The organism is Sulfurimonas sp., assembly GCF_029027585.1.
Taxonomy (GTDB): Bacteria; Campylobacterota; Campylobacteria; order Campylobacterales; family Sulfurimonadaceae; genus Sulfurimonas.
Genome location: NZ_CP093397.1, coordinates 1,509,127 through 1,530,526, shown reverse-complemented (window position 1 = coordinate 1,530,526; position 21,400 = coordinate 1,509,127). Strand labels below are relative to the sequence as shown.

General features: G+C 34.2%; 33 protein-coding genes. 4 read left to right on the top strand and 29 right to left on the bottom strand.

Annotated elements, in window-relative coordinates; genetic code table 11:
• Nucleotides 1-13 precede the first annotated feature (13 nt).
• Both MOV50_RS07980 and MOV50_RS07975 read left to right on the top strand, forming a co-directional pair.
• Nucleotides 14-307 carry a chorismate mutase gene (locus MOV50_RS07980; RefSeq protein ID WP_321777382.1) on the top strand — a complete coding sequence of 98 codons (294 nt, stop codon included), beginning with the start codon at nucleotides 14-16 and terminating at the stop codon, nucleotides 305-307.
• An 8-nt stretch (nucleotides 308-315) separates the two neighbouring features.
• The gene (locus tag MOV50_RS07975) at nucleotides 316-1,194 is read left to right on the top strand and encodes a sulfurtransferase (protein WP_321777381.1); all 879 of its coding nucleotides are present in this window, start codon (nucleotides 316-318) and stop codon (nucleotides 1,192-1,194) included.
• A gap of 42 nt (nucleotides 1,195-1,236) precedes the next feature.
• On the opposite strand, the gene infA is transcribed toward MOV50_RS07975, so the two are convergent.
• The 25 genes from infA to MOV50_RS07850 all read right to left on the bottom strand — a co-directional run bounded on the left by infA (nucleotide 1,237) and on the right by MOV50_RS07850 (nucleotide 17,233).
• Complete coding sequence (gene infA / locus MOV50_RS07970; RefSeq protein WP_321777380.1) at nucleotides 1,237-1,455, bottom strand: translation initiation factor IF-1; 219 nt, start codon at nucleotides 1,453-1,455, stop codon at nucleotides 1,237-1,239.
• Nucleotides 1,456-1,474: 19 nt separating this feature from the next.
• Nucleotides 1,475-2,233, bottom strand: coding sequence for a type I methionyl aminopeptidase (map, locus tag MOV50_RS07965; protein ID WP_321777379.1), 759 nt, complete (start codon nucleotides 2,231-2,233; stop codon nucleotides 1,475-1,477).
• A 3-nt stretch (nucleotides 2,234-2,236) separates the two neighbouring features.
• Nucleotides 2,237-3,499: a preprotein translocase subunit SecY gene (gene secY, locus MOV50_RS07960; protein WP_321777378.1), complete on the bottom strand. Its 1,263-nt coding sequence runs from the start codon at nucleotides 3,497-3,499 to the stop codon at nucleotides 2,237-2,239.
• A 2-nt stretch (nucleotides 3,500-3,501) separates the two neighbouring features.
• The gene (gene rplO, locus MOV50_RS07955; protein ID WP_321777377.1) at nucleotides 3,502-3,900 is read right to left on the bottom strand and encodes a 50S ribosomal protein L15; all 399 of its coding nucleotides are present in this window, start codon (nucleotides 3,898-3,900) and stop codon (nucleotides 3,502-3,504) included.
• 3 nt (nucleotides 3,901-3,903) lie between these two features.
• Nucleotides 3,904-4,344: a 30S ribosomal protein S5 gene (gene rpsE / locus MOV50_RS07950; RefSeq protein WP_321777376.1), complete on the bottom strand. Its 441-nt coding sequence runs from the start codon at nucleotides 4,342-4,344 to the stop codon at nucleotides 3,904-3,906.
• A gap of 8 nt (nucleotides 4,345-4,352) precedes the next feature.
• Nucleotides 4,353-4,709: a 50S ribosomal protein L18 gene (gene rplR / locus MOV50_RS07945; RefSeq protein WP_321777375.1), complete on the bottom strand. Its 357-nt coding sequence runs from the start codon at nucleotides 4,707-4,709 to the stop codon at nucleotides 4,353-4,355.
• 16 nt (nucleotides 4,710-4,725) lie between these two features.
• Nucleotides 4,726-5,262 (bottom strand): 50S ribosomal protein L6, encoded by a 537-nt coding sequence (rplF, locus tag MOV50_RS07940; RefSeq protein ID WP_321777374.1) that lies wholly within the window; start codon nucleotides 5,260-5,262, stop codon nucleotides 4,726-4,728.
• Between the two features lie 9 nt (nucleotides 5,263-5,271).
• Entirely contained in the window at nucleotides 5,272-5,667 is a 396-nt protein-coding gene (gene rpsH, locus MOV50_RS07935; RefSeq protein ID WP_321777373.1) for a 30S ribosomal protein S8, read from the bottom strand.
• A gap of 74 nt (nucleotides 5,668-5,741) precedes the next feature.
• Complete coding sequence (locus MOV50_RS07930) at nucleotides 5,742-5,927, bottom strand: type Z 30S ribosomal protein S14 (protein ID WP_297682872.1); 186 nt, start codon at nucleotides 5,925-5,927, stop codon at nucleotides 5,742-5,744.
• Nucleotides 5,927-6,472, bottom strand: a complete 546-nt coding sequence (rplE, locus tag MOV50_RS07925; RefSeq protein ID WP_321777372.1) for a 50S ribosomal protein L5 — start codon at nucleotides 6,470-6,472, stop codon at nucleotides 5,927-5,929. Before rplE ends, MOV50_RS07930 begins: the two co-directional genes overlap by 1 nt.
• Nucleotides 6,473-6,475: 3 nt before the next feature.
• Nucleotides 6,476-6,706, bottom strand: coding sequence for a 50S ribosomal protein L24 (rplX, locus tag MOV50_RS07920; protein WP_321777371.1), 231 nt, complete (start codon nucleotides 6,704-6,706; stop codon nucleotides 6,476-6,478).
• Nucleotides 6,706-7,074, bottom strand: coding sequence for a 50S ribosomal protein L14 (gene rplN / locus MOV50_RS07915; protein ID WP_321777370.1), 369 nt, complete (start codon nucleotides 7,072-7,074; stop codon nucleotides 6,706-6,708). The genes rplX and rplN overlap by 1 nt, the downstream gene beginning before the upstream one ends.
• Nucleotides 7,074-7,322: a 30S ribosomal protein S17 gene (gene rpsQ, locus MOV50_RS07910; protein WP_321777369.1), complete on the bottom strand. Its 249-nt coding sequence runs from the start codon at nucleotides 7,320-7,322 to the stop codon at nucleotides 7,074-7,076. Before rpsQ ends, rplN begins: the two co-directional genes overlap by 1 nt.
• A gap of 10 nt (nucleotides 7,323-7,332) precedes the next feature.
• Nucleotides 7,333-7,521 (bottom strand): 50S ribosomal protein L29, encoded by a 189-nt coding sequence (gene rpmC / locus MOV50_RS07905; protein ID WP_321777368.1) that lies wholly within the window; start codon nucleotides 7,519-7,521, stop codon nucleotides 7,333-7,335.
• Nucleotides 7,508-7,933 (bottom strand): 50S ribosomal protein L16, encoded by a 426-nt coding sequence (gene rplP / locus MOV50_RS07900; RefSeq protein WP_321777367.1) that lies wholly within the window; start codon nucleotides 7,931-7,933, stop codon nucleotides 7,508-7,510. Before rplP ends, rpmC begins: the two co-directional genes overlap by 14 nt.
• A gap of 2 nt (nucleotides 7,934-7,935) precedes the next feature.
• Nucleotides 7,936-8,643 (bottom strand): 30S ribosomal protein S3, encoded by a 708-nt coding sequence (rpsC, locus tag MOV50_RS07895; protein ID WP_321777366.1) that lies wholly within the window; start codon nucleotides 8,641-8,643, stop codon nucleotides 7,936-7,938.
• A 1-nt stretch (nucleotide 8,644) separates the two neighbouring features.
• Nucleotides 8,645-8,962, bottom strand: a complete 318-nt coding sequence (gene rplV, locus MOV50_RS07890; RefSeq protein ID WP_321777365.1) for a 50S ribosomal protein L22 — start codon at nucleotides 8,960-8,962, stop codon at nucleotides 8,645-8,647.
• Between the two features lie 2 nt (nucleotides 8,963-8,964).
• Complete coding sequence (gene rpsS, locus MOV50_RS07885; RefSeq protein ID WP_321777364.1) at nucleotides 8,965-9,240, bottom strand: 30S ribosomal protein S19; 276 nt, start codon at nucleotides 9,238-9,240, stop codon at nucleotides 8,965-8,967.
• A 1-nt stretch (nucleotide 9,241) separates the two neighbouring features.
• Nucleotides 9,242-10,087, bottom strand: coding sequence for a 50S ribosomal protein L2 (gene rplB / locus MOV50_RS07880; protein ID WP_321777363.1), 846 nt, complete (start codon nucleotides 10,085-10,087; stop codon nucleotides 9,242-9,244).
• Between the two features lies 1 nt (nucleotide 10,088).
• On the bottom strand, nucleotides 10,089-10,370 hold the full coding sequence (locus MOV50_RS07875; RefSeq protein WP_321777362.1) for a 50S ribosomal protein L23: 282 nt from the start codon (nucleotides 10,368-10,370) through the stop codon (nucleotides 10,089-10,091).
• Nucleotides 10,370-10,984 carry a 50S ribosomal protein L4 gene (gene rplD / locus MOV50_RS07870; RefSeq protein WP_321777361.1) on the bottom strand — a complete coding sequence of 205 codons (615 nt, stop codon included), beginning with the start codon at nucleotides 10,982-10,984 and terminating at the stop codon, nucleotides 10,370-10,372. Before rplD ends, MOV50_RS07875 begins: the two co-directional genes overlap by 1 nt.
• Complete coding sequence (gene rplC / locus MOV50_RS07865; RefSeq protein ID WP_321777360.1) at nucleotides 10,984-11,559, bottom strand: 50S ribosomal protein L3; 576 nt, start codon at nucleotides 11,557-11,559, stop codon at nucleotides 10,984-10,986. Before rplC ends, rplD begins: the two co-directional genes overlap by 1 nt.
• 9 nt (nucleotides 11,560-11,568) lie before the next feature.
• Nucleotides 11,569-11,880, bottom strand: a complete 312-nt coding sequence (gene rpsJ, locus MOV50_RS07860) for a 30S ribosomal protein S10 (protein WP_321777359.1) — start codon at nucleotides 11,878-11,880, stop codon at nucleotides 11,569-11,571.
• A 167-nt stretch (nucleotides 11,881-12,047) separates the two neighbouring features.
• On the bottom strand, nucleotides 12,048-13,748 hold the full coding sequence (locus MOV50_RS07855) for a ShlB/FhaC/HecB family hemolysin secretion/activation protein (protein ID WP_321777358.1): 1,701 nt from the start codon (nucleotides 13,746-13,748) through the stop codon (nucleotides 12,048-12,050).
• Complete coding sequence (locus MOV50_RS07850; protein WP_321777357.1) at nucleotides 13,745-17,233, bottom strand: GLUG motif-containing protein; 3,489 nt, start codon at nucleotides 17,231-17,233, stop codon at nucleotides 13,745-13,747. The genes MOV50_RS07855 and MOV50_RS07850 overlap by 4 nt, the downstream gene beginning before the upstream one ends.
• Before the next feature lie 118 nt (nucleotides 17,234-17,351).
• Between MOV50_RS07850 and MOV50_RS07845 the strand changes: the two genes are divergently transcribed.
• Nucleotides 17,352-18,416: an ATP-binding protein gene (locus tag MOV50_RS07845; protein WP_321777356.1), complete on the top strand. Its 1,065-nt coding sequence runs from the start codon at nucleotides 17,352-17,354 to the stop codon at nucleotides 18,414-18,416.
• Nucleotides 18,417-18,962, top strand: coding sequence for a ribonuclease HII (locus tag MOV50_RS07840; RefSeq protein ID WP_321777355.1), 546 nt, complete (start codon nucleotides 18,417-18,419; stop codon nucleotides 18,960-18,962).
• On the opposite strand, the gene MOV50_RS07835 is transcribed toward MOV50_RS07840, so the two are convergent.
• Genes MOV50_RS07835 through MOV50_RS07820 form a run of 4 tightly spaced genes read right to left on the bottom strand, consistent with a single transcriptional unit; the run spans nucleotide 18,959 to nucleotide 21,381 of the window.
• A complete protein-coding gene (locus MOV50_RS07835) occupies nucleotides 18,959-19,510 on the bottom strand; it encodes a hypothetical protein (RefSeq protein ID WP_321777354.1) in 552 nt (183 codons plus the stop codon). The two genes, MOV50_RS07840 and MOV50_RS07835, sit on opposite strands and share 4 nt — an antisense overlap.
• Entirely contained in the window at nucleotides 19,511-20,722 is a 1,212-nt protein-coding gene (locus tag MOV50_RS07830) for a molybdopterin molybdotransferase MoeA (protein WP_321777353.1), read from the bottom strand.
• On the bottom strand, nucleotides 20,719-21,156 hold the full coding sequence (locus MOV50_RS07825) for a molybdopterin synthase catalytic subunit (protein ID WP_321777352.1): 438 nt from the start codon (nucleotides 21,154-21,156) through the stop codon (nucleotides 20,719-20,721). The genes MOV50_RS07830 and MOV50_RS07825 overlap by 4 nt, the downstream gene beginning before the upstream one ends.
• A gap of 3 nt (nucleotides 21,157-21,159) precedes the next feature.
• Nucleotides 21,160-21,381, bottom strand: coding sequence for a MoaD/ThiS family protein (locus MOV50_RS07820; RefSeq protein ID WP_321777351.1), 222 nt, complete (start codon nucleotides 21,379-21,381; stop codon nucleotides 21,160-21,162).
• Nucleotides 21,382-21,400: the final 19 nt, after the last annotated feature.

Sequence of the window (21,400 nt, the reverse complement as noted above, 5' to 3'; positions counted from 1 at the left end):
AAAGGAAATAAAAATGGTTAAATGCAATACACTAGAAGAAGTAAGAGTTGAGATAGACAAACTTGATGACAAAATAGTAGATTTAATATCTGAAAGAACTCACCTAATACGCCAAGCAGCATCATTTAAAAATAGTGTAGAAGAAGTAAAAGCTGATGATAGAATAGAATTCATCTTACAAAAAGCTCGCAAAAAAGCTATAGCGTTAAATATATCTCCAAATATGGTTTCAGAACTTTTTACTATTATGATTGATGAAATGGTGGAAACTGAAATCTCAGAATTCAGAAATAAACAAATATTTTAAAGTAAAACATGAAATATATTTTAATCCTAAGCTTAGGCTTTTTAAGCCTACTAGCATCTAGTAGTGGCTTTATAAGTCCAAGTCAATTAAAAAATTATTTAACTGATAATAAAACTGTAATTATTGATGTAGCAAATTATAAGATTTATAAATCAGCTCACATAAAAGGTGCAATAAACGCAAATATTACAGATTTTATCAAAAAAGATAGTTTATACTCACAACTAAATACTAATACTATTTTACAAAATGAAATAAATAGTCTTGGCATAAATAGTGACTCAAAAGTAATAATTTATGCTCATAACACAAAAGAAGGCATATTAAACTCTAGCTTTCTTGCTTTAGTCCTTATATATGCAGGGTTTGAGAATGTTAGTATCTTAGATGGAGGTTACCTATCTTGGGTTTTTGAAAATGAACTTCTAGTGTCTTCACTAAAAGAGCAAAGTAAAGAAGATGGTAATTTCATATTAAATATAAATAAAAATCTTTTCTTAGATGCTAAAGAGTTAAAAATAAACCTTCATTCAAGCACTGTTTTAGATGCAAGACCCCCAGAACTATATTACGGTATATCGCGCTCAAAGAAAACTAAAAGAGTTGGGCATATAACTTACGCTAAAAGTAGTTACTATATGCATAAATTTTTAACAGATACAACTCTTAGAAAAAAAGAAGAACTTAATGAAATTTATATAAATGGTTACGAAATTAAAAAGAACAAAGAAATAATAGTTTATGGTGATGATATTTTTTCAGCTTCTATGGAGTGGTTTATTTTATACAAAGAGATGGGATTTAAAAATACAAAAATCTACTATAAGTCACTTAAGGAGTGGGCAAATGATTCTGCCTTACCAATGACAAGGTTTAAGTGGGAGTAGTATAAAAGTTCTGGCAAATTAACTTATTGCCAGAAACTCTTTTTATTTATAACGGTAAGTGATTCTACCCTTATCAAGACTATATGGAGTTAACTCCAGTTTAACTGTATCACCTGGTAATATTTTTATATAATGCATACGCATTTTTCCTGCAATATGACATAAAATAATATGTCCATTTTCTAACTCAACACGAAATGTTGCATTTGGTAATGCTTCAATAATCTTGCCGTCAACTTCTATAACGTCAGCTTTAGCCATTCATAAGTCCTTTTAACTCTTAAGCAAGAGATAATATTTCAGCTTTACCGTTGATAACTGCAACAGTATGCTCATAGTGTGAACCGCGTAAATTATCGGTACTAACAACATCCCACTTATTTTCTAAAATAATGGGTTTAGATTCTTTTTGACAAATCATAGGTTCAAGACAAAAAACCATTCCGTTTTTTATCTTTGGACCAGCTTTTGGATTTTTACCTTCAAGATAGTTTGGTATTTCTGGAGCTTCATGAGGTTTTTTACCTATGCCATGCCCACAAAAATTATACAAAGGAACAAAACCTCGCCCTCTTATAAATTCTTCCATCAAAAAAGATAATTCTTTAAATCTCATACCAGTTTTAATCTCGCTAATTGCATAGTAAAGAGTATCTTTAGCACAAGCTATCAACTCCTCATCTTGATTATCGATTTTGCCAACTGGCATTGTAATAGCAGCGTCACCAAACCAACCATCAAGCTCTGTTCCAATATCATAACCAATTATATCTCCATCTTGGAGTTTATAATCTGTTGGAATACCATGAATAATAACTTGATTTAGGGAGGTGCAAACTGCATTTGGAAAACCATAAAGACCTTTAAAAGAAGGTTTAGCACCTTGACTTCGAACATAATCCTCTGCCATAGCATCTAAGTCTTTTAGGGAGGCCCCTACTTTTGTATTTGTTCTTAAAAGTTCTAAAGCTCCGCCAACAATTTTGTTAGCGTTGCGTAATTTTTGAATTTCTAAAGGTTTTCTAAGCGCAATGGCCATTATTTATAGACCAACCGCACTTAGTGTTTCATATTTACTCATATATACTTGAGCCTCTATTTTTCTCATAGTATCAAGTGCAACTTGAACAACGATTAAAACTGCCGTACCACCAAAGAAGAAAGGAACACCCATCCCTTTGATAATCATAAATGGTAAAGTAGCTACAAGCCCAAGATATAAAGCACCTGTAAAAGTTAATCTACTAGCAGTTTCAGTTAAGAACTCTGCTGTAGCCTTACCAGTACGGATACCTGGAATAAATCCACCTTGTCTTTTTAAGTTATCGGCAATATCTTTTGCATTAAATGTAATCGAAGCATAAAAGAATGCAAAGAAAATAACAAAAGAGAATGTTAAAAAGTTAAAAAAGTAACTATTTGGATTTAAATAGTCAGCTATCATCTGTACAGTAGGATTAGTACTACTAGACATAACAGTCATAGGAAACATCAAAATCGCAGATGCAAAGATTACTGGAATAACACCAGCTAAATTCACTTTGATAGGAATATAATTCATAACTCTTTTATTTTGATTTTGCATCATAACTTTTTTAGCATAAGTGATAGGCACACGACGCTCACCAAGTTCAACATATATGATAACTGCAACTGTTCCTAAGATAAGTACAAGAATTGCAATAACAGTTAAGAAACTCATAGCACCTGTATTTACCATTGTGATAGTTTGACCTATCGCAGATGGAATAGCAGAAACTATACCTGCAAAGATAATAAGTGAAATACCATTACCAATACCACTTTGAGTGATTTGCTCACCAATCCACATAAGTAACATTGTTCCCGCTAACATTGAAACAGCAGAAAGAATTATAAATGTATCATGATCAGCTAAAATAGCGCTATTACCGTTTGGACCTGTTAAACTTTGAAGTCCAACACTAATACCAATTGCTTGAATAATTGTAATTACAATAGTCGCGTAACGAATAATTTGCATATACTTAACCATTCCATCTCTTTCTTTTTTCATTTGACCTAAAGGAGCAAAAGTTGCAGCTAAAAGTTCCATGATGATTGAGGCAGTAATGTAAGGCATAATTCCAAGAGCAATAATTGACATTCTCTCAACAGCATTTCCACTAAACATATTAAATAAACCTAATGCATCAGCTTGATGTGAATCGAAGAAAGAAGCTATAACAGCAGTATCTACGCCTGGAACTGGCACATAAGCCAGTAGGCGGTAGATAAATAAAAACCCGATAGTAATAAGTATCTTATTTACTAGATTTTTATTCACAACTATTTACCTGTAGTAGTAACATTGTCGTCTTTAATTTTTGATGCTAAATCTTTTGCAGATGCACCAACTAATTTAATTTTAGAAACAGAATTAGCAACTTTATGAACACCGCGGATAGACTCCATAGTAATCTCAGCTAACTCAGCAACTGCTTTAATTTTCTCTACATTAATAACATAAGGTTTTATATTATGTACGAAGAAACCAATTTTAGGAAGTCTTTTTGCAAGTTGCATTTGACCACCCTCAAAGTTTCTTTTTCTCTTGTAACCTGAACGAGACTTTTGACCTTTTTGACCACGAGCAGAAGTCTTACCAGTTCCAGAACCTTGTCCACGACCAACTCTTTTACGGTTCTTTGTAGAACCATCAGCTGGAATTAAATTTTCAATACCCATTCTCTATCCTTTTATACGAGTAAGTGCTTCAACTGTAGCACGAACAAGTGTTCCTGGATTGTTTGAGCCAATTGACTTTGTAAGTATATCTTGAATACCTGCAAGCTCAAGAACAGGACGAGCTGCTCCACCTGCAATAACACCTGTACCTTCAGATGCTGGTTTTAACAAGATACGACTTGCATTGTATTTATGCTCAATATCATGTGCTATTGTTGTACCTTTGATACTTACAGTAGTTAAGTTTTTAAAAGCATTATCTACAGCTTTACGGATAGCGTCAGGAACTTCTTTCGCTTTACCCATACCATAACCAACAGTACCTTTTTTGTCACCAACAACTATAAGTGCAGTAAAACGAAATCTTCTACCACCCTTAACAACTTTAGTAACACGACCGATATTTACGATTGATTCTTCAAAATCTTCTCTATTAATTTCCATCATATCTCCTAAAACTTAATTTCGTTTTCACGAAGTGCGTCACCAAATGCAGCAATTACGCCGTGATATTGGTAGCCATTACGATCAAATACAACTTCAGAAATCTTAGCTTCTTTTAATGTTGCAGCAAATGCCGCACCAAATGCAGATGCACCTTCTTTATTTGCTTTATGACCTGTTACTTTCGAGTTAAGTGCGCATAAAGTTGTTGCTGTTGCATCATCAATTGCTTGTACACTTAAATAACGATTTGATCTAAATACAGAAACACGAGGAAGTGAAGCACAACCAGATATTTTTGCACGAATACGACGCTTACGCTTAATGCGATTTGCTACTTTATTTTTTAATACTTTTGCATTCATTATTTAATATCCTCCCTTACTTCTTAGCAGTTTTACCGGCTTTACGCACGATATGCTCTTCCATGTATTTAACACCTTTACCTTTGTAAGGCTCTGGTGGACGGAAACTTCTTACTTCAGCCGCTACTTGACCAAGCTTTTGCTTGTCATAGCTTTTAAAAGTAATAACATTTTTTTCAACACTAGCTTCAATAGAATCTGGCAAATCATAATTAATATCATGAGAATGACCAAGTTGTAAATTAAGAACTCTACCTTTTACAGCAGCTCTATAACCAACACCATTAATCTCTAATTGTTTAGTATAACCAGTAGTTAAACCAACAACTATATTTTGAGATAATGATCTATATGTTCCCCAAAATGCTCTATGAGCCTTTTCTTCTGATTTAGCTGAAAAAGTTAAAATATTTCCATCAATTGCGAAGTCAACATTTCCTTTTGTATCTAAATCAACACTATTTTTGCCTTTAGCAAAAGTTAAAATATCCCCATTTGAACTAACTTTAATATCAGCTGCAAATTCTACCGGTTTTTTACCAATTCTTGACATTTTATCTCCCTACCAAATCGTACATAGGACTTCGCCACCAATGCCAAGCTCATAAGCTTTGTCATTTGGTAGAACGCCATGAGATGTACTAACAATAATAGTTCCGTAACCATTTTTGAAACGCTTGATATCTTCTTTACCTTTATAAACACGACGACCAGGTTTAGAAACTCTTTTCATTTCACTAATTACAGTTTTGCCTTCTTCATTGTACTTAAGTACAACTTTGATAGTTTTCTTAACGCCATTTTCAATAACATTACAACTTTCAATATAACCTTTATCAACTAAGATATTTGCCACAGCTTCAACACTCTTAGAGTGAACTAAAGTTGCAACTGGTAATCTTCTCATACCAGCATTACGAACACGAGTTAACGCATCAGAAATTAAATCATTAATCATTAATTATTTCCTTTGTTTGCGAGTCCAATAAATTAGACTGCTAATAATTAGGAGTTTCTACTCGGAGGCAATGCCTACCAAGAAGACTTTCTAACACCTGGGATTAATCCCTCGTTTGCCATTTTTCTAAAACATACACGACAGATTCCAAAGTCACGAAGAACAGAATGTGGACGACCACAAATCTGACATCTTGTATAACCACGAACCTTGAACTTTGGAGTTCTTGCTGCTTTAGCAATCATTGATTTTTTAGCCATTAGTTACTCACTTTTGTAAAAGGCATACCCATTTTCTCTAAAAGAGCGAGTCCTGCCTTATCTGAATCAGCAGTTGTAACAACTGTGATATTCATACCATGAATTTGCATGATTGAATCATAGCTAATCTCTGGGAAAATTAGTTGTTCGTCAAGACCGAAGTTGTAGTTACCACGACCATCAAAACCATTTCTTGGAACACCACGGAAATCTTTCACACGAGGAAGTGCGATAGATACTAGACGATCTAAGAAGTTGTACATATTTTCACCACGAAGTGTAACACGGATACCAACAGGCATACCTTCACGAACTTTAAAACCAGCAACTGATTTTTTAGCTATTACTGTAGTTGCTTTTTGACCAGCAATTGTAGTAATTGTATCTTCAATGTTTTTAATAAGCTTATTATCTTTCATTGCAAAACCAGCACCAACAGAGATAATAATTTTATCAACTGCTGGAACTTGCATAGGGTTAGAAACACCTAACTCAGCTTGTAAGTCAGACTTTAAACCTAAATATTTTTCTTTTAAACGAGCCATCTATTATGCCTCCACTTTACGAACATTTGAAACATCTATTGGCATCTCTTTATTGATATGTCCGCCTTTAGTGTTTTCTTCAGTAGGTTTGACAGCTTTCTTAGCCACTTTACAACCCTCAACTATTACCTTATTTTTCTTAGGTAATACTTCAAGTACAGTAGCTTTAGTTCCGCGATCATCACCAGCGATAATTTCTACAGTATCGCCTTTTTTGAAATTAAACTTTGCCATTAAACAACCTCCGGTGCAAGAGATACTATTTTCATAAATCCAGCATAACGAACTTCACGACCAACAGGTCCAAAAATACGAGTACCGATTGGCTCTCTCTTGTCATCAAGTATAACAGCTGCATTATCATCAAAACGGATAAGAGAACCGTTTTCACGGTGAATCTCTTTAGCAGTTCTAACGATAACAGCTTTTACAACTTTACCTTTTTTAACTTTTGCAGTTGGAGTCGCTTTTTTAACAGAAGCAACGATAACATCGCCTACTGTTGCATAACGACGCTTAGAACCACCAAGTACCTTAATACACATAATCTCTTTTGCACCTGTATTATCAGCTACAACTAAACGAGTAAAACCTTGGATCATTACTCAGCTCCTGATACTACTGTTTTAAGTCTAAAAGATTTAGTCTTAGAAAGTGGGCGACATTCGATTGCAATAATCTCATCACCAACTTTTACTTCATTACGCTCATCATGTACTAAGTACTTTTTGAAACGCTTTACAACTTTATGGTAACGAGGATGCATTACACGACGCTCAACAACCATAGAAACTGTTTTATCGCCTGCAATCGTAACTACTTTACCTTGAATTTCACGCTTATGTGTCATATTCTGGCTCCTAGTTTGCCACTGCAGTTAACGCAGTGTTGATTTTAGCAATGTCTTTTTTAGCAACACGAAGTTCGCTAGTGTTATTTAATTGCATCATTTTTTGTTTAATCTTTAAAGTGAAAAGCTCTGTCTTTTTCTCTTTAAGCATAGTTTGAAGCTCAGTTGAACTTTTATCTGCTAAATCAGAATATTTCATTACTCATCTCCTCTGTAATTATTTTACATTTGAATGGAAGTTTGTGCATAGCAAGAATTAATGCTTCACGAGCAATATCTTCTGGAACACCAGCCATTTCAAAAATTATACGACCTGGTTTAATATTCATTACCCATTGGTCAACTGCGCCCTTACCTTTACCCATACGAGTTTCAAGAGGTTTAGCAGTTAACGGTTTAGCAGGGAATACACGAATCCAAATCTTACCATTACGCTTAATATGACGAGTAGCAGAAATACGAGCAGCTTCAATCTGACGAGAATTGATACGACCAGCTTCTACAGCTTTAAAAGCGATGTCACCAAACGCTAAATTGTAACCTGAACGAGCGTAACCACGGTTACGACCTTTCATTACCTTACGGTATTTTGTTCTTTTTGGCATCAACATAATTATTCAGCCTTTTCACGTCTTGGAGCTCTCTTACGAGGACGCTCTTTTTTCTCTTCTGCTACTTCAACAGGAACGCCTTTAGTAAGAACTTCTCCTTTGAATATCCATACTTTAACACCGATAATACCGTATGTTGTATGAGCTTCAGCAAAACCATAATCAATTTTAGCACGCAATGTATGAAGTGGAACGCGTCCCTCTAAATACCACTCAGTACGAGCCATTTCAGCTCCACCAAGACGACCAGCAACTGCTACTTTGATTCCTTTTGCGCCAGATCGTTGTGCACCTTGCATAACTTTCTTCATAGCACGACGGAAAGCAACACGACGCTCTAATTGAGTTGCTACATTCTCAGCAACTAATTGTGCTGAAGTTTGAGCTTTTTTCTCTTCTTTAATGTTTACAGATATTGTTTTACCAATAAGTTTTTGAAGATTAGTCTTAAGCTTTTCAATGTCCGCACCTTTTTTACCAATAATGATACCAGGGCGAGCAGCAACGATAGTTACACGAAGACGCTTAATTGTTCTTTCTATAATGATGTTAGCAACACCAGCATAGTAAAGTTCTTTTTTCAAAAATGTACGAATCTTGTAATCTTCGCCTAAAGCTGCAGATGCAGTTTTAAAATTAGGGAACCAACGGCTCTCCCAGTTACGATTGATACCAAGACGTAAACCAATAGGATTGACTTTATGACCCATATTATTTACCCTCTACTTCTACTAAGATATGTGCGGTTGGCTTACGGATTCCCGATGCCATACCACGCGCCCGTGGTCTAAATCTTTTTAAAACTGGACCATTATCAACACGACATGATGTAATAGTACAATCTTCAGCCTCACTACCACTATTTGCAACTGCAGATGCAATAACTTTAGAGATAATTTTAGCTGCCTTATTTGGAGTAAATTCTAAAGCTGCTAACGCAACTTCTGCATTCATGCCTTGAACTTCTCTAGCTATAAGACGAGATTTAATTGGTGAAACACGGATAAACTTTAATAATGCTCTAGCCATGATTACACCTTCTTCTGAACAGAGCCCTTATGGCCCTTAAATGTACGAGTTGGTGCAAATTCACCAAGTTTATAACCAATGTGATTCTCTGAAATAAATACAGGAATAAATTGGCGTCCGTTATGAACATTCATAGTTAGTCCAACCATATCTGGGCTAATCATAGATCTTCTTGACCATGTTTTTATAGGTTTTTTGTTCCCTTCAGCCTTAGCTTTAAGAACTTTTTTCATTAAATGATCATCAATGAATGGACCTTTTTTTACTGAACGAGCCATATTATCCTACCCTTTTAGCATTTGGTTTACGGCGAGTAATAATTAGTTTATCACTTGCTTTTTTACGACGAGTTTTAGCACCCTTCGTTGGTTTACCCCATGGAGTAACTGGATGACGACCTGAGTTCGTTTTACCTTCACCACCACCATGCGGGTGATCAATTGGATTCATTGCTGAACCACGAGTTTGAGGACGAATTCCTAAATGTCTTTGACGACCAGCTTTAGCGATAACGATGTTACCAAACTCTTCGTTTCCAACTTGACCAATAGTAGCTAAACACTCACCTAATACTAAACGCATTTCAGATGAAGGCATACGAAGTGAAACATACTTGCCATCACGACCCATAATCTGAGCAGAAGTTCCAGCAGCACGACACATTTGTCCGCCTTTACCAGTTTTAAGCTCAATATTGTGAATCAATGTACCAACAGGTATATTTTTCAACTTCATTGTATTACCAGCTTTAACATCTAATCCATCAGCAGATGAAGAAATTTTATCGCCTACTTCTAAACCTTTTGGTTGAAGAATATATTTCTTTTCACCATCAGCATAAGTAACAAGAGCGATACGACAGTTTCTATACGGATCATACTCAATAGCACTTACAGTTGCAGGAATATCAAATTTATTTCTTTTGAAATCAATGATACGGTAAAGTTTTTTAGCACCAGCTTGACGATGACGAGATGTAATACGACCATTAGAGTTACGACCAGCGTGAGCAGGAAGTTTCTTTAGTAATGAACGAACACTTGCTTTAGCAGTAATATCACTACTATCAACATTTGTGTAAAAACGACGCGAAGGAGTTATCGGTCTATAAGTTTTTATTGCCATCTTATACCGCCAAACTTTCTATTTGTGCACCCTCTGGTAATTTAACATAAAACTTTTTAAAGTCATTTTGTTTACCAGCAACACCACGGAATTTTTTAACTTTTCCGCTTTGATTAAGTGAGTTAATTTTCATTGGAACGATTCCAAAATACTCACGAAAAACCTCTTTTAGACCACTTTTAGTCATTCTAGGAGATGTTTGTACAACGATTACATTATCTTCTTGAAGTCCAAGTGTCTTCTCTGTATATAGTATAGATCTAATATCTGTAATATCTGCCATTATTTAGCCTCACCTACAAGATTTTCCCATACCGCTTTTTCGATCACTAATGAACGATAATTAGCAGCTAAATAAGCATTTAATTCATTTGATTCAATTACATAAGTACTTGAAAGATTCTCAAACGCTAAAAAAGTTTTTTCATCTAAAAGAGATTTAACTATTAGTACATCTCTTTGATTTAGTGCCTTAAACAAAGACGCAGCATCTTTAGTTTTACCAGATGCTATCTCAATGCTATCAACAATGAAAAGACTACCGTTTTGTGCATGCTCGTTAAGAGCAAAGTTAAGAGCAAGTTTCTTTTGCTTTCTATTAACTTTAAGGTCATAATTACGATTGTTTTTAGAACCAAATGCTTTACCACCACCCACAAAGATTGGAGAACGACGTGAACCAGCACGAGCGCGACCGCCACCTTTTTGAGCCCATGGTTTTTTACCACCACCACTTACTTCACTTCTACCTTTAGTAGTTGCTGTATTTGCACGCTGTGCAGCTTGAGCAGACTTAACATATAGATATAAGTTATGTGGGTTAATACCAGAAAAACTCTCTGGTAGTGCTAACTCAGATGCTTTTTCCATTTTATCATTTAAAATAATTGCGCTCATTATTTAGCTACCTTTACACGACCTAATGAACCATTAGCTCCAGAAACTGAACCAGATACCGCAATGATATTGTTTTCAGCATCAAAAGATACGATTTCATTTTTTACACTATTTTTTATATTTCCGTAATGTCCTGGCATTTTCTTACCTTTCATTACACGACCTGGCCACTCTGCATTACCGATAGAACCTGTTCTACGACCCATTCTATGACCGTGAGATGCAGGACCACCACCGAAATTCCAACGCTTCATCACTCCAGCAAAACCACGACCTTTAGTTGTAAAAGTAGTTTTTAAAACTTCAGCATCTGCTAAAGGAGTTAAATCTAAATCTCCAGCTTCAGTATTTGCCACTTCTAAAGTAACAAAACGGTTAAACTCAGATGAAAGGCTATATTTCTTTTGCTGACCTTCAATTGTTTTATTCATTTTTTTACCACTGTTGTAAGAAACAATAGCGATACCTTCATTAACTTCACATACTTTAGCGTCTAATACTCTTAATAGAGTAACAGCTTGACTTGGTACTGTGATTGTACGGCTCATACCGATTTTTTCAACAATATATTCCATAACCTACTCCTACTTATCCATAGAGCGAACTTCAACGTCCACTTCAGGTGCAAGATCAAGCTTCATTAGAGAATCAACAGTTTCTGGCGTAGCAGAAACAATATCTATAACTCTAGCGTGAATACGAATTTCAAATTGCTCACGCGCTTTTTTGTTAACGTGTGGAGATTTAAGAACAGTATATTTACGAATCTTTGTTGGTAAAGGGATAGGACCACGAATTTGTGCACCTGTACGCTTTACAGCCTCAACTATTGATGCTACTGATCTATCTAGTACGCGATGATCATAAGCTTTCAATTTTAAACGAATTTTTTCCATGTTTTTCCTTCTAAAGAACTCGTTAGGTCTAGCCTAACTATTTTAAGGGAGCGGAATTTTACCCAAATAAGTTATTATATTCAAGGGTTTTAGGGATAAAAAGTGAAATTTAGCCTGAATTTAGTTCCTTTTAATAAGGAAGTATCATATTTGCATATATATAAAAATTAAAAACTCCATCCTAGCATTGTTAAAAATTTATAACTTTTATCTGGTTCGCTAGTAATATCTTCACCACCTATTTTTTGTGCCATGGAAGCATTAAAAAAATATCCTTTATAATTAGCATTGTAACTAACTCCAATATCTTGAAGTGTTTTACTGTGAAATATTGCTATTGAGTTTTCCATATATGCTTTACCTACTTCGTAAAACATTCCAACACTATGAGACAGTCTCTCTATATTTTGTAGTTTATATTTTGCATCTACTACAAGTAAATAGCCATTTTCTGCGCTTAACTCTCCACTAGGGTAAAGTTTTACTCCATAAGCTCCACCCACTGAAAAATCTTCGCTACCATCTAAGTTTTTACCACCTAGTACATGTTGAAACTTCAAAGAGTTCTCTAATGTCACACGCTTAGTAAGCTCTATACTATAATCTACATAAAACTCGATTTTAGAGAAACGCCCTTGTGTATCAACACTTACTTTATCTATAACTCGTTGAATATCGTCTTCAAACTCAAGATTTCCATAAGTTAGAAGGACAGAGGTTCCTAGATATTGATTTAAGCCAAACCATCTTAAATTTGTTTTACTATAATCAAAACCTAATCTAAAAGCACGCAGGTTTTTATCAGATTTAAAGTTGGTAGCTCTAATCTCCTCCCTGAGTGCATTTTCTTCTACCTTTAAAAATATATTCAGGCGTTCTGCTCTCTTTTTAACAAGTGGATAGCTAATCTTTGCGTGGTAACTTTTAGAGTTTCCTTGTGCATCTAAACTTTCAAACTCTTCAACTAAACTATAAAATGTATTGGCATAACCAATTTCTCCTCTTAAGCCATTGCGATATATTGGAAACTCATAAGCGATAGAACCATTCAATAAATTTTTTCCATTGCTTATAAATCCAGTAAAAGATAACTTATCTCCTATTTTAAAAGGAGCATAAAAGTTTAATCCTACTATAAGTTGTTCTTCTCCTGTATATCGTCCACCGTAGTTGTTTGCCAAAACATAACCATCATAAGCCTTAGAATCATCAACTCTTATTAAAAAATCACTACTTCCTATAACTTCGCCTGCTACTATACTAGCATTTGAGACAACAATACCGGGAATATCATTTAACATAAGCAAAGCTCTCTCTAAGGAACTACTATTTACAACATCTCCTTGCTTATTGTTATCGAGCATATTCTGAATTAGTAATGTCTTTACTTGTGACTTATTTGAGAGTTTAAACTTTCCATACACTCCCTCAATAATGGCAATTTCCAATACCCCATCACTCATATTTTGTACAGGAATATAAGCCCTCGCTACTATATAACCCTCACTTCTATATACTTTAGTAATTATAGAAGCTATAATTTGCATCTCGTTAAAAGTAAGATTTTTATTTTTATACGAACTAAGTAAACTAAGAAGTTTTTCACTTTTAATATGCATATTACCCTCAAGACTAAATTGTTTTACAAAAACTTTTTTAGAACTTTTATCATCTATTAATGCGGGCTTATAAATTGGTTTGACACCTTGTATTTCAACTAAGGGCTTATCTTTTTCTTGAGTAAGCTCTTTTGGTGGCTGTACTTGTCTTATGGCATCTCCAATTCTAGGTAATGCTCCTGCTTGTATTAACGAAGGTGCTATTGCTAACATTATTATATTTTTAACAATTTTTATACTTATTGTCATAATTCATTATCCTTAGGAAGAAAAAACATCTGTTGCACACCTTTTGGTAATTGTATGCCTGAATTTACAAGAAGTAAAGAAGAGTCTTCATAAACTTTTGTTCGTAAATCTCCCTTTATATTATTTAATCTTCTTAGCTCTCTCATACTTATAGGTTTAGACGCTTGATTTTGAGGTGCTATTACTAAAGCTTTAGTATTTCCAAAAACAACTATAGATGCTAGACTAGCTAATTGAGGTCTTACTTGAAGGACTGATCCATTTGTTATGGAAGCAACAATACCATTTATAATTGGATTAGGAGTATTTGTAGCTTTAGTTAGTGCTCTTAGGTATAAGTATCCACCATTTATAACATTAGCAGCATCTCTTCCCCAAACAGTATCTAAATCCCAACCAGCATCGAGGAATGTTTGTGTATCTTTCATTTGAGCTGTTGTTTTTCCAGTTCCACCTGCTGAAGTTGCTTGTCCTGAAGTTTGTGTGTCCCAGAATGAGTTTGTAGTAGTTCCGCTAAAGGTATAACCAACTAATCCTCCAACACGAGCAGTTCCACTAACACTTCCTGTAGAGTATGAATTGGATATAGTTCCTCTATCATTGTATCCAACTAATCCTCCTATAGAAGCTGCTCCACTAACACTTCTTGTAGAGTATGAATTGGATATAGTTCCTCTATCATTATATCCAACTAATCCTCCTATAGAAGCTGCTCCACTAACACTTCCTGTAGAGTATGAATTGGATATAGTTCCAACATTTAGACCAACTAATCCTCCTGTAGTATAATTTCCACTAACCCTTCCTGTAGAGTATGAATTGGATATAGTTCCATAATTTGCACCAACTAATCCACCTACATAGTTTCTACCTTTAATATCAGCATCTACTAAACCCAGTTTGGTTATAGTTGTTCCTGTATCAACATGGCCAAATAAACCAATAAAATCTGTATTTGCTCTATCGATATAAAGATTTGAAATACTATTTCCTAAACCATTAAACTTTCCTTTGAATTTTGTAGACCGATTTCCTAAAGGATTCCAACCTTTTCCTGCATTTGCACTACTACTTGCATAAGTATTATAGTTTAGCGTTGAAGAATTAATATTGTTTAAAAGATTAAAGTAGAAGTTATTACTTAGTACATTTCTTATATTATTTAGTTGTTCCCAGTTTGTTATACCATAAGGATTGGCATTAGTTCCAAAGCCACTTTTAAATAAGGTTTTTCTTGTAGGTCTATGGCTTACTTGTGTTACATTTAATAAATAAGGAAGTCCTATTCCATATCCTTGTGTTTGTACTCCTGCAAGATCCCAGATAGTCTTGTCCCAACCTACATAAGTATTTGGATCTTTCATTTGAACTGTTGTTTTTCCAGTTCCACCTGCTGAAGTTGCTTGTCCTGAGGTTTGTGTGTCCCAGTATGAGTTTGTAGTAGTTCCACCCATCTTTTCACCAACTAATCCTCCTGTATAATCATATTCAGTTCCACTAACCCTTCCTGTAGAGTATGACTTAGATATAGTTCCTCTATTCATACCAACTAATCCTCCTACAGAAACAGTTCCACTAACACTTCCTGTAGAGTATGACTTAGATATAGTTCCATGATTTGCACCAACTAATCCTCCTGTAGAATCAGTTCCACTAACACTTCCTGTAGAGTATGACCTAGATAGAGTTCCACTATTTGTACCGACTAATCCTCCTACAAAAAAATTTCCACTAACACTTCCTGTAGAGTATGACCTAGATAGAGTTCCATCATTCTCACCAACTAATCCTCCTGTATAAAAAGCTCCACTAACAATTCCTGTAGAGTATGACCTAGATAGAGTTCCATCATTCTCACCAACTAATCCTCCTACCCAGTCTCGACCTGTAATATCAACATCTACTAAGCCTATGTTTGTTACTGTTGCTCCTGTATCAGCATATCCAAATAAACCAATATAATGTGTACTTGCTCTATTGATATAAAGATTTGAGATACTATGTCCTAAACCATCAAATGTTCCAGTAAATCTTGTACCGAAATTTCCCAAAGGATTCCATCCTTTTCCTGCATTCCAAGTAGAAGTAGTACTTGCATCTATATTTGAACCTAAGACATAGTTACCTGATAAATTTCCATTTATACCTTGTAAGTCAGTTCTAGTAGTAGAACCAGCTACACCTAAAGAATTAATAATCGTATAATTCTTTACAGCATCTCCTGCATGTTTCGTTGAAAAACTTCCTGTTGAAGCTAGATTTACAGAAGCAGAAATATTATATGTTCCTGTTGGCGTAGTTTGTGCATATTCAAGTGCTAGTCCTGCTGTAGAACTTGCATTAAGTGTTGCATTGATATTGATATCATTATCAGCTCTTAAAGTTAGAGTATTTGTACTCCAAGCAATAGAAGAGTTTACATTTATATCTCCAGCATCAGCATTTCCACTTGAAGTAGTAACTAAAGCATCACCACTTGCTAGTTGTGTTTGAAGAGTAGAGGCTAGTGCTGCATTTATAGTTATATTAGTTGGATCTATTAACCAAAGTCCTGTTTGTATGATTGTATTTTCAGCTATAGTAAAATCTTTACCTGATGTTTCTATAAATCCATCTTTTGCTTTTAGTGTACCACCTACTTGTACTTCTCCACCATGAGCAAAGAGTTCTATTTTTCCTTTTAAATCACCCAAACTTTGTGCTTCTATAATTCCTGTATTATTTACTACACCTTTTAGCAAGTCATTTACTGCGTTTGTTGTAAGATACACTTCTCCTGCGTTGGCATAGAGTGAACCAGAGTTTTGAACTATTGCATCTAGTACACCTTTATCTATTGTTAGGTTAAGCATAGAGTTACCATTTAGGTTTATACTTACTTCATTGGCTCCTACTAAGTGAATAGTTCCTTTTGTAGCTGTTATGGTTCCTTCATTTTTTACACTCTTTGCTATTAAACTTGCATAACCTTTGTTTGATATGTCTATAGTACCTAGGTTAATAACACTATTTGTGCTATCTCCTTTAAAACTATAGTTATTAGTATTAAAATCTGTATCACTTAAGTTCTTTGTAGTTACTAAGAGTCCTGAGGTATTTATTTTAGCAGTATTTCCAAATAGAACTCCATTTGAGTTTAGTATCCATACTTGTCCATTTGCATTAAGTGCACCATTTATTATACTTCTTTCATTACCTATTACTCTATTTAGGGTTATAGAGTTTATACTAGGTTGATTAAAGTTTACAGTCTCATTATGTGCTACATTGAAAGTATTCCAGTTTATGGTGGCTTTGGAGGTGCTTTGATTTATATTGGTGGTATTACCAACTTGTGATATGGTAGCAGATCCTGTAGTTACTACTCCTCCACTAGGAGATGCCATACTTATAGTAGCGCCTCCTATCATCACTGAAATGACAAGAGCTATTTTACCGCCTTTTAATATACGAAATCTAGATTTATAATCTGAGTTGAATTTCATAGTAGTGCCTTTATATAATCTACCTTTATTTATCTGTTTAGTTGCTTAATTAAGATTTATTTAAATTAAATTGTTCACAATAAAGTTCATTTAGCTATCGGTACGATATAATAATAAAATGGAAATATTACTCGAAGAGTTTTACAAAACTGATATAAATTTAGAAAAATTTCATGATAGAAAAATATTTATTGGAGAAAAGTCTTACCAAATAAATGGAATTACGAAGAGTGGCAAAAGTATATTAGTTAAAAATTATCTTCTCTCCCTCAAAAAGAACTCTTATCTATACATAGATTGCAGTGATATTAGGATACAAACAGATAAGTTAAATAGTTCCTTGACTTCTTTTTGTAACAAAAACAGAATTGATGTTCTTGTTTTAGATAACTATATTCCATCTATAAAATTTGTTAATGTCTCTCAACTAATAATTACTTCAGAAATTCACTATAAATTTGATATGTTAAAGACTCTGCAACTCTTTCCATTAGACTATGAAGAATTCTTAGCCTATGAGCATAAATACGATTCTAGTGCACTAAATCATTTCTTTCAACTTGGTGGTTTCCCAATTATGCATAAAATATACTCAGATGAGAGAAATATCTATCTACAAAAAACTCTAAAGTATTCTCTCCAAGAGATGGAGTTTGACATACTGTGTTTTTGTGCGAAGATGATGTCTCAAAAGGTTTCTGCATTTACCATATATGAAAGACTCAAACATATTAGAAAAATATCAAAAGATAAACTATATAAATCTTTTGATACTCTGCATAAAAAAAACTATATCCATCTTTTAGAAAAAGCGAACCATCCAAAAGCTACAAAAAAAGTATACCTTTGTGACATCTCTTTAAAATCTGCACTTAGTCTTGATAAACACTTTGGAAGACTCTTTGAAAATATGATTTATTTAGAATTACTAAAGTCAGGGGTTGAATCCTTTTATGAAGATGGAATAGACTTTTATCTTCCTTCTAATGATGAAATTATCTTAGGAATGCCATTTGCGGATGAGAGAACTCTTTTTAAAAAAATGGAGGCAATAGAAGCTTTTATATTTTCTTACGGTATAAAAAAAGTAACTGCTGTAACAATGAATAGAGAAGGAAGTGTTAATCACCCTTTTTCAAAGGTTGAGATGCTACCATTTGATATCTGGGTATTAGGAGATTAAATGCTATGTGGCATCGATGAAGCTGGTCGTGGACCTATTGCTGGGGATTTAGTTATCGCTGGTTGTATCTTAAACTCTCCCGTAGATGGATTGAATGATTCTAAAAAATTGACTGAAAAAAAAAGAGAATCTCTTTTTGAGTTAATCATCAAAGCATCTAGCTACCATATAGTAAAGTTTTCTGCTCAAAGCATAGATGCTGATGGCATCTCAAAATGTTTAGCATCTGGACTTAGAGAGATTATGAAAAATTTAAAATGCGAAGAGTATCTCTTTGATGGAAACACAACTTTTGGAGTTGAGGGCTTATCCACAATGGTAAAAGCAGATGGGGAAATTGCAGAGGTTAGTGCAGCATCTATACTTGCAAAAGTTACACATGATAGAGATATTTTAAAAGAAGCTTTAAAATATCCTGAGTATCATTTTGAAAAACACAAAGGGTATGGAACTAAATTACACATAGAGATGATAAAAAAACATGGTTATTGCGAGATTCATAGAAGAAGTTACAAGCTTAAAGCACTTGAAGCAACTCTTTTTTAAGCAACAGCCCCTGCATTAAGAGCCATAATCGCCATTTTTTGCATATGTTCACTCATCTCTACTTTAGCATCTATAGCTTTTTTAAGCTCCTCTAAAAAGTAATCTTTTGTTCTTTGGTCTGCTATATTAAATACATATAAAACCCATTCGCTGTTTAGTTTTATATCTTCTTTTTCCTTCGTTACTTCAAAGATTTTATATAAATTTATATTACTATCTTTTAAAAGTTTTAAAGCATCTATGTAAAAAGATGGTACTTCATAGTTTATAAGTGTTTCTAATTCATTTCTTGGTATCGTTATTTCACTATCAAAAGAATCCTCCTGACCAAGAACAAGAGCATCCCCAACTATCAGCTGTTCCCCCAAGAAAAAAATCTCTTTGGCATTAGAAACTGCATCTGAATCACTATAAATAGTATGCTTATCAATGATAGAGAAATCATCAATAGAAATAGAGTTAAAAAAGCTATAAACAGTATTTGCTTGTATATCTATGTCTAGCTCGTTAATTTCTTTATTTTTAGGGTTTATAGAATAAGCTTTCATCTAAAAAGCATCCAATAAAATCACACTTACAAAAGTTCCTTTTTCAAGGTCACCATCATCTTCACTTGTTATCATTAATGCACTAGAGTTTAGAAGATTTGTAAGAATTGCAGAACTTCCAATTTTTTTATCTTTAAAATTCACAAAGTACTCTCCATCTATTAGTTCAACATTACAAGCTGTAAACTCACTCAAACGACTTCGTTTTGTAAAATCTTCACTCAGTTTTGCTTCTATCTTTTTATATGCTTCTTTAGTTCCAAGCATTTTTGAAACAAGGGGAAGTCCATAAAGTATAGATGTAACTGTTGAAGAGTATGCAAATCCAGGAAGAGCTAAAATAAACTTTCCATTTCTCTGTGCCACTATAATGTGTTTACCTGGTTTTATTGCTACACCTTTGTAAACTATCTCTGCACCAAGACGAGGAATAATATCTTTTACAAAATCATAATCTCCTACACTTACTCCACCCGTGCTTATGAGAATATCAGCCGAGCTAAGAGCATTCTCAAATGTTTGCATTATTGACTCTTTGTCATCAGGTGCGACTCCAAGCTGAATTGTCTGTGCTCCTGCTTGTTCAAATAAGGCACAAAGAGTATAGTTATTTGAGCTTCTTATTTGTGCTGGATTATCACTTTGTTCTCCAAGGTCTAAGATTTCACTACCTGTTGAGATAACTGCTACTCTAGGTTTTAGTGCAACTTTTACCATTACACAGTTTAAACCTGCCATAACTCCTATCTCTGCAAAACCTACTTTAGTACCTTTTTGTATAAGGATATCTCCCGCTTTATACGCCTCACCAATCGGACGAACAGAAGAACCAAAAGAAACTTTCTCATCTATAATAATCTTTCCATCATTTACACTTACATTTTCTATCTGTATAAGCGTGTCTGCTCCCTCTGGCATCTTTGAACCTGTAAATGTTTTAATACATTCTCCACTATTTACTATTCTTGTTTCATTATGTCCTGCTGGATTATCTCCAAGAATCAAGATGCTATCTTCATCTAAATCTTCATGCTTTAGTGCATATCCATCCATAGATGCTGTTGGAAATTGAGGGTCATTAAACTCTGCTACTATATCCTCAGCTAAAATACGCCCAAGTGAAGAACTTAATGGTAAGTTTTCAGTTCTTAAACTTCCAACATCTAATAAATCTAACATTGTTTGACTTGTTTCATACGATAATAATTTCATTTTAAAATGCCACTCCCTTTTATAGCTGTTGATCTATCTTTTGCATAGATGCGTTGCCCATCTTTTAAATCATATTTCCAAATAGGTGCAGATGCTTTAAAGTCTTCTACAAATTCATCTATAAACTCTAAGGCAACTCTTCTTTTTGGAGAAAAAACTGCTGCTATATAAGATGATTCGTGAAGCATAACATCTCCACGAGAGTGAGCCATTTTTATAATCGCACCTTTTACTTTTGCTTTTTCCTGCCAAGAATTAAACCACTTTTTTAAAATAGGCTCATATATATCAAAACTAAGTCCATCTATTTCATTTTCACTTCTAACAGTCCCAACAAAAGGTATATAAGCCCCATAATTACTTGTTACTTCTTGCTCATACCAATCTTTTAAAATTGTTGGTACATCTAAAGAACCATCATAAAGATATAGCATTCATCAACCACCGCAAACTGGAGGAAGTAATGCTACTTTATCTCCATCTTTTAAAACAAAATCTCTTGTACTTACAAGTGTGTCGTTTACTGCAACTGCTGAAGTTTCTAGCCACTCTTTCATCTGCTCATCATCTTTAAGTAAATCCGCTAACTCATTTAAGTTTGAGATATCCAATTCTAATGCTTCTTTTTGTATAGGTCCTAAAAATTCAACTCTTACCAAGAAAGACTCCTGTTTAATT